Here is a 7,241-nt window from a genome sequence, read left to right on the forward strand (position 1 = left end):
CAGCCGCCGATGTTTTACACGGAGCGGACATGCCCTCAGCGCCCCCGACGCTAGGCTGAGGGCCATGTCCAAGCAAAGCCCATCCCTGCTCCGGGGGCTCGCCGTGTGCAGCTCCCTGACGCTCGGCGTCCTGGTCGTCGCCAACGCCCAGTTTGGCTGCGACGCGCCCAAGCAGGGCGACGCCGAGACAGACGCCCCCGCGGCTCCCGAGGCCGATGCGCCGACTCCCGAGCCGGCTCCCGAGGCCGCTCCCGAGCCCATGCCCGACGCCAAGGCCGAGCCCACGGCTGCCAAGGCTGAGCCCACCAACGCCGCCCCGTCGATGGCCGACAGCCTCGGCGACTCGCGGACCTTCATGCCCGCGAGCAAGTCCGGAGGAGACTTCGGCGCCGCGCGCTTCCCAGGTGAGATCGGCGAGGGCGTCCAAGCGGCTGACCAAGACGCGGCGCAGCAGCCCAACCAAAACCCCCAGCAGCAGGCCGCGCCCCGACCATGATCGACCTCAGCGACATGGTCGGCGTCTCGCGCTCGGCGACCCTCGTGCTCGCGTGGCTCGTCGCCATCTTCGTGCCCCTGGAGTGGGCCCGGCCGATGTCACCCGGCCAGCGTCGGCTGCGGGCCGGCCTGGCCACGGACCTGGCCTTCTTCGCGGGCCAGCACCTCGTGTTCGGCGCCCTGGTGGTGTGGTGTTTCACCGGCGCCCTCGAGCGCGTGCCCCAGCCACAGGCCCTGGCCACGCTCCAGTCGGGCTTTGGCCGCCTCCCCCTGGTCGTCCGCGCCCTCGCGGTCATCGTGCTCGGCGATCTGGCCATGTACTGGGGCCACCGCCTCCAGCACCGGGTCCCGCTGCTGTGGCGCTTCCACGCCGTGCACCACAGCGCCGAGAAGCTCGACTTCATGGCCGCCCACCGCGAGCACCCCCTCGACGGGCTCTACACCCAGTTCTTCATGAACCTGCCCGCCGTGCTGCTGGGCTTCTCCTTCGAGGGGCTCTTGGGCCTGGTCGCCTTCCGCGGGCTGTGGGCGACCTTCATCCACGCCAACGTCGACCTGCCCCTGGGGCGCTTGGCGTTGGTGTTTGGCTCCCCGCGGCACCACCACATCCACCACCTGCGCGAGCGCGACCCAGGCAACTACGCCAACCTCGCGCCGTGGATCGACTGGCTGTTCGGCACCCACCGCGAGCTCGACGACGAGCAGCTCGCGCGGATCCAACGCGGTGACGGCCTCGACCTGGGCCTCGACGAGCCTGGGCCCAAGACCTACCTGGGTCTACTGGTCCACCCCTTCCGGCCCAAGTGAGTCGTGGACGTGGGGCAGGGAGGGCGTGGCGTCGTCCACGACGGCTAAAATGGACAGGGACTGTGAAAAAATCACGGTCCCTGAGTCGTGGACGTGGGGCAGGGAGGGCGTGGCGTCGTCCACGACGGCTAAAATAGTCAGAGGGTTGGCCAGAACTCGTTTTGGCCGACCCTCTGAGTCGTGGACGCGGGGCAGGGAGGGCGTGGCGTCGTCCACGACGGCTAAACAAGTCAGTCTGGGGTCCGGAGCACCCGAAGCAGGGCCACGGCGACGAGCACCAGCACGGCGCACAGCGGCAAGGACACGACCAGCACCACGGCCCGGAGCGCGTCGAGGCCCCCCGCGAGCAAGAGCACCAGCGCGCTCCCGCTCAAGGCGAACAGCCAGGCGAGCTTGGCCCCCAGCTTGGTCGCGCCCCCGCCCGCGCCCAGGCTCGCCAGCGCGAGCACGGCCGAGGCGACCGAGACCGCCGCCAGGCAGGCACAGCACGCGAGGCTGGCTAAGGTCAGGCCGACCCGCGCCGGGCTGGGGCACAGGCGCGCGAGCAACTCGAACAAGGCCGCGCCGGGGTCGGACGCCGGGACCTCCACGCCCGTGAGCACCGCGGCGCCGCCAAACACGGACATCCACACCAGGCACGCCGCGCTCGGGCACAAGAGCACCCCGAGCAGCAGCTCGCGCACGCTCCGTCCCCGGGAGATGCGGGCGATGAACAAGCCCACGAAGGGCGCCCAGGACACCCACCAGGCCCAATAAAAGACGGTCCACTCCCCCAGCCAGGCGCGCTCGGCTGGGGTCGCCGAGCGCCCCGTCTCGAGCGCGCGGGCCCCGAAGATCTCGAGGTAGGCCCCGAGGTTTTCGAGCAGCGAGCGCCCGAGCTCGGCGCTCGGGCCGAGGACGAGCACCGTGAGCGCGAGCAGGCCCGACAGCCCCAGGCCCACGGCGCTGAGCCGACGGATGCCGACCTCCTCGCGCACGAGGGCCCAGGCCGTGAGCCCCGTGAGCCCCGCGACGAGGGCGACGAGCAGCGCGACCAGGACGCCGTGCTCGGGCGACTCGACGAACAGACCCGCCAGCCCCGAGCGAAGCTGGGTCGCGGCCAGGCCGAGGGAGGTCGCCACGCCGAAGGTCGTGCTCGAGGCCGCGAGCACGTCGACGAGCTGACCCGCCCGGCCCTCGACGCGCGCGCCGAAGAGCGGACGGAGCAGCTCGGCCATGCTCCACAGCCCCTTGTCTTCCTCGTCTTCCTCGTCTTCCTCGTCTTTCTCGCCTTTCTCGCCTGGCCGCCGCCAGACCCAGGCAAAGGCCAGCCCGACGAGCGCGTACACGGCCCAGGCGTGCAAGCCCCAGTGGAAGGCGCTCAAGCCCCCCGCCGCCCGCGGGTCCGCGAACGCGGGGCTACCCGGCGTGCGCAGGTGCAGGCCCGGCTCGGCCACGCCGTACACCAGCAAGCCCGAGCCCACCCCCGCCGACAGCAACATGCCCAGCCACGCCGCCCGCGAGTGGGCCGGCGCTGCGCCCTCGGGACCCAGGCGCCGCCGCCCGTGGGGGCTCAGCGCGATCCCCAGCACGAGCACGACGAAGGCGGAGAGCGAGGCGACGTAGAACCAGCCCAGGTGCGTGACGACCAGCAGCTGTAATCGGCCAAAGACCGCGCGGACCAGCTCCTTGGCCAGGCACACCCCGAGCAAGGCCAGCGCGATGGCGGCCAGGGTCCCGCGACGGACCGCCGCCGCCCGGACCTCGACTGCCTGTTCGCGCGCTGCCATGGCTCCTCGCCGAAGCCTAGCAGCCCAAGCCCGCGCCCTCGCCGGTCTCGCGCATGTGGAACAGCCCCCAGCACAGGTCGCCCTGGGCCCCGCCCTCGATCCAGTGGCCGAGGCCCGCGCACGTGCGCTCGATGTACTCGGGGCTGACCCCGCCCAGGCGCGCGTGCTCGGCCCGGGTCTGCTCGAGCACGCGGCGGTAGTGGGTGGTGAGCTGGTCGGTGAGCTGAACACCAGCTCGCCGCCGGGGCGCAGCACCCGGGCGATCTCGGCGAACACCCGCGGCCGGTCGCCGCTGTGCAAGATGGCGTCCTGACACCAGACCACGTCGAAGCCGTGCGCCGGGAAGGGGATGGCCTCGAAGCTCCCGTCGACGATCTCGACCCGATCGGAGAGCCCGGCGGCGGCGGTCAGGCGACGCGCGCGGGCGTTCTCGACGGCGCTGATGTTGAGCCCGACGACCTCGCAGCCAAAGCGGCGCGCGAGCAGGCGAGCGGGGCCGCCAAAGCCCGAGCCGAGGTCGAGGTGCGCTTCACCGCCAGCGGGACTTCAGTCCCTATCATCGGGTCTCAATCTCCCCTCCCCTCGTCATCGCGCGAGCCCCTGATCCTCTCGGGAGAGCCCGCTCGCGCTACCATCCCCGGGTGGGTCATTCGCAGCACCCCTCGACGCCGAGCCGTGTTCCCGAGCTCGATCTACGCGACGCCTTGGCCGAGCGCTGCAGCCCCGAGGCCCTCGACGCCCTCGCCCTCGAGCTGCGCGCGGCCCTGTCGGGGGTCGGCTTCGTGACCGTCGCCGGGGCCCTCGAGCCCGCGCAGCTCGAGCTCGCCGCCGAGCTCCGGGCCCTGTCCCGCGCGCTCTTTCGCCTGCCCGCGCCGCAAAAGCAGGCCCTCGCCATGGTCCACTCCGGCCTGGCCTGGCGCGGGTGGTTTGCCCTCGGGGATGAGCTCACCGCTGGCCTGCGCGATCAAAAAGAGGGCTACTACCTGGGCGTCGAGCACCCCGACGCGCACCCCCTCGTCCGCGCCGGGGCGCCCATGCACGGGCGCAACCCCTGGCCGCCCGGGCCCGCGTTCGAGCGCTTCCCCGCCGTGGTCGCGGCCTGGATGGCGCACATGCGCCGGGTCTGCGAGCTGCTGATGTCCCTGGTCGCCCGCGGCCTCGGCCTGGCCCCCGACTACTTCGCGCGGCGCTTTGGCGACGAGCCCACGGAGCTGTTTCGAATCTTCCGCTACCCGCCCCGGCGCGAGGCCGACCCAGACGCTGCAGACGCTACAGACGCTGCGTGGGGCGTCGGCGAGCACACCGACATGGGCTTCTTGACCGCCCTGCTCATCGACGGCAGCCCCGGCCTCGAGGTCCAGGACCTCGACGGGCGCTGGCTCCCGGTCCGGCCCGAGCCCGGGCGCTTGGTGGTCAACGTCGGCGACATGCTCGAGGTGTGGACCCGGGGCGTGTACCGGGCCACGCCCCACCGGGTCCGCAACGACGCCCTCGCGGGCGAGCGCCTGTCCTGGCCCTACTTCTTCGACCCTGGCTGGCGACAACCCCTCGACCCCATCCCGCGCGCCGAGCTGTCCGCCCTCGGCGGGCCCTCGGCCGGCTCTGGTCGGCGCCGCTGGGACGGCCTCGAGCTGGCCTCCGTGCCGCCGGGGACCCGCTACGGGGACTTCGTCTGGGCCAAGATCTCCGGGGTGTTTCCCGAGCTGGCCCGCGCGGTCGAGGGCCGGCCCGAGAGCACGCGTTGACGCGACGCTTGTCCGCCGCGCGAAGAAGCCGGATGATCCCCAGGTGCGACCTAGAGTCCTCGCCATCGCAGCGCTCCTCGCCCTGACCAGCTGCTCGACGAGCTACCGAGCCCGCTTTCACGACGAGCTCCCCAGACGAGACGCCGAGCAGACGGATCGAACTGCGCCCGCGCAGCCGTCCGCCGCCGCGCCCTTCATCAAGGTCCACACCCACACGGGCGAGGTTTACGTGTTCGACCAGTGGCGCTTCGACGAGGCCCAGCGCGTCGTCTACGGCCACGGCATGCGCTACTCCGCGCAGCGCGAGGTCCTCGAGCGCAGCGAGTTCCAGATCGCCTACGAGCAGGTCGCCCTCGTCGAGAGCAACACCCCCGAGAAGCTGACCCACGCGACCTCCCTGGCGATCATGGGCGTGGCGGTGGGGGCCGTCACCGGCGTGGGCATCTACTGTGGGATCAACCCCAAGGCCTGCTTTGGCTCCTGCCCCACCTTCTACGTCGAGGACCGCGAGGGCGCGCTGACCCTGCGCGCCGAGGGCTTCTCCTCGGCGGTGGCCGAGGCCCTCGAAGAGCGCGACGTCGATCACCTCGGGGTCGTCGACCCCCTCGACGATCCGCAGCAAGGCCAGCGCTTCGAGCTGATCATGGCCAACGAGGCCCTCGAGACCCACTTCCTGCGCAGCGTCGAGCTGCTCAGCGTGGCCCGGCCCGATCCGGCGGTCGAGATTTTCCACGCGGGCGGGCGCGTCCGCGAGCGCGCCATCTTGCCGCGCTTCCTCGGCGTCCGCGGGCGCGCGGGCCCGACGCGCTGCCGGTCCGCGGGCGGCGACTGCCTCGACGCCGTCGCCCAGGCCGACGCCCTCGAGTACGCCTCGACCACCGACGGCGTGGACCTGGCCGCCGAGGAGCACATCGAGCTCGAGTTCCCCGATCTGCCCGCGGGCACCAAAGGCGTCGTGGTCCTGCGCGCCCGCAACACCCTGCTCGACACCTTCTTGTTCTACCAGGGCCTCGCCTACATGGGCGAAGACGTGGCGCGGTGGATCCTCCGCGCCGACCGAGAGGGCGGCGACGGCCCCCTCGCCCAGCTGCTGCGCGGCTTCGACGAGGTGCTCGGCGGCGTCGAGGTCGAGCTGTGGCAAGGCGGGGCGTGGGTCCCCGCGGGCGGCCTCTACGAGTACGGGCCGATCGCGAAGGAGACCCAGGCCATCGAGCTGCCCGCCCGCGCCCGCGCGGACGCAGACGACGGCGAGCCCCTGCGCCTGCGCCTGCGCCTGACCCGGGGCCGGTGGAAGCTCGACCAGGCCAGCCTCGGCGAGCGCGTGGCCGTGCCCTCGGCGGTGACCCTCGAGCCCGTGGCCCTGGTCCACTCCCGGGACGGCCGCGGCCAGGCCGACCCCGAAGGCCTCGCCACCTTGCTCGATCCCCAGCGGCGGCTGATCAGCTACCCCGGCGACGTGTGGACCCTGGACTACGCCCTGCCCCCGGGGAGCCAGGCCCTGTTCCTCGCCTCCGAGGGCTTTTATTGGGAGTGGACCCGAGAGGACTGGCTGGCCGAGCAGAGCGCCCTCGAGGCCGCGCGCTTCTTCGCCGACCCGCGCGCGACCTTGCGGCGCCTCGCCCCGGACTTCGCCGCCATGGAGGGCGAGCTCGAGCCGGTGTTCTGGAAGACCCGCATCCGACCGGTGCCCCTCGAAGGCGGCGTGGTCGAGGGGGCGCCCCAATGAGCGCCCGTCGCCTGCTCGCCCGGGCCCTTTGCCTTGGCCTGAGCCTCGGCCTTGGCCTCGGCGGCTGCGTCCACGCCAAGGACCGCGCCGAGGGCTACGGCTCCGGCCCGCCCGCGACCTGGGCCGAGGTCGAGAAGGTCCCCGTCCACGGCTTTTGGGTGTGGCTGCGCTTTCACGACCGAGACAAGCTCGTCGGAGAGCTGCTGTTCGCCGAGCCCGGCTTCGAGGTCGCCGTCCAGACCAAGGAGGGCATCGTCGAGACCCGGGCCTGGTCCGAGCTGCGCCGGGCCACGGTCCAGACCGACCCCAAGGCCAAGGTCTGGCTCGCCAGCATGGGCCTGGTCACCGCCGTCCTCGTGCCCCTGGGCGTGGTCACCGGCGCGTTGGCGGTGATCGTCGTCCCCGCGACCGGCGTGCTGGGCTCTGTGGCCATGGGCATCACCTGGGCCGAGAGTCGGGTGATCTTGAAGGGCGAGGACCTGAACCTCCTCTACCAGTACGCCCGCTGGCCCCAGGGCTCCCCGGAGCGGACCATCGCCAACGACCCCGTCGGCACCCCGCTCCAGCCCGAGCCAGAGCCAGCAGCCAAGCCCGCGCCGCCCCCCGCCGCCCCCATCGAGCCCGTCCCCTTTCGGTGACGCCCACACGACAAAGGGGCCCCGAAAGGCCCCTCCTCACCCGCGCGTCCGCGCGAGCCGC

At 72.7% G+C, this 7,241-nt stretch carries 7 protein-coding genes and 1 pseudogene; 5 read left to right on the top strand and 3 right to left on the bottom strand.

Translation table 11 applies throughout. The annotated features are described in order from the left end of the window. Positions 1-64 precede the first annotated feature (64 nt). Positions 65-496 carry a hypothetical protein gene (locus PPSIR1_RS34245; protein WP_006975837.1) on the top strand — a complete coding sequence of 144 codons (432 nt, stop codon included), beginning with the start codon at positions 65-67 and terminating at the stop codon, positions 494-496. After that, entirely contained in the window at positions 493-1,302 is an 810-nt protein-coding gene (locus PPSIR1_RS34250) for a sterol desaturase family protein (protein ID WP_006975838.1), read from the top strand. Before PPSIR1_RS34245 ends, PPSIR1_RS34250 begins: the two co-directional genes overlap by 4 nt. A gap of 230 nt (positions 1,303-1,532) precedes the next feature. On the opposite strand, the gene PPSIR1_RS34255 is transcribed toward PPSIR1_RS34250, so the two are convergent. The 3 genes and pseudogenes from PPSIR1_RS34255 to PPSIR1_RS51365 all read right to left on the bottom strand — a co-directional run. Beyond that, positions 1,533-3,071: a BCCT family transporter gene (locus tag PPSIR1_RS34255; protein ID WP_006975839.1), complete on the bottom strand. Its 1,539-nt coding sequence runs from the start codon at positions 3,069-3,071 to the stop codon at positions 1,533-1,535. A gap of 16 nt (positions 3,072-3,087) precedes the next feature. Further along, positions 3,088-3,261, bottom strand: coding sequence for a hypothetical protein (locus PPSIR1_RS48620; RefSeq protein ID WP_006975840.1), 174 nt, complete (start codon positions 3,259-3,261; stop codon positions 3,088-3,090). Between the two features lie 74 nt (positions 3,262-3,335). Continuing rightward, a pseudogene (locus PPSIR1_RS51365) lies at positions 3,336-3,557 on the bottom strand (SAM-dependent methyltransferase); the annotation flags it as partial. Positions 3,558-3,712: 155 nt separating this feature from the next. Here PPSIR1_RS51365 and PPSIR1_RS34265 point away from each other — a divergent pair. Genes PPSIR1_RS34265 through PPSIR1_RS34275 form a run of 3 tightly spaced genes read left to right on the top strand, consistent with a single transcriptional unit; the run spans position 3,713 to position 7,180 of the window. Next, positions 3,713-4,816, top strand: coding sequence for an isopenicillin N synthase family dioxygenase (locus tag PPSIR1_RS34265; protein WP_045117323.1), 1,104 nt, complete (start codon positions 3,713-3,715; stop codon positions 4,814-4,816). A gap of 43 nt (positions 4,817-4,859) precedes the next feature. Next, a complete protein-coding gene (locus PPSIR1_RS34270; RefSeq protein WP_006975842.1) occupies positions 4,860-6,542 on the top strand; it encodes a hypothetical protein in 1,683 nt (560 codons plus the stop codon). Next, on the top strand, positions 6,539-7,180 hold the full coding sequence (locus PPSIR1_RS34275) for a hypothetical protein (protein ID WP_006975843.1): 642 nt from the start codon (positions 6,539-6,541) through the stop codon (positions 7,178-7,180). The genes PPSIR1_RS34270 and PPSIR1_RS34275 overlap by 4 nt, the downstream gene beginning before the upstream one ends. The last annotated feature ends 61 nt before the right edge of the window (positions 7,181-7,241 follow it).

It is taken from the genome of Plesiocystis pacifica SIR-1, assembly GCF_000170895.1.
Taxonomy (GTDB): Bacteria; Myxococcota_A; Polyangia; order Nannocystales; family Nannocystaceae; genus Plesiocystis; species Plesiocystis pacifica.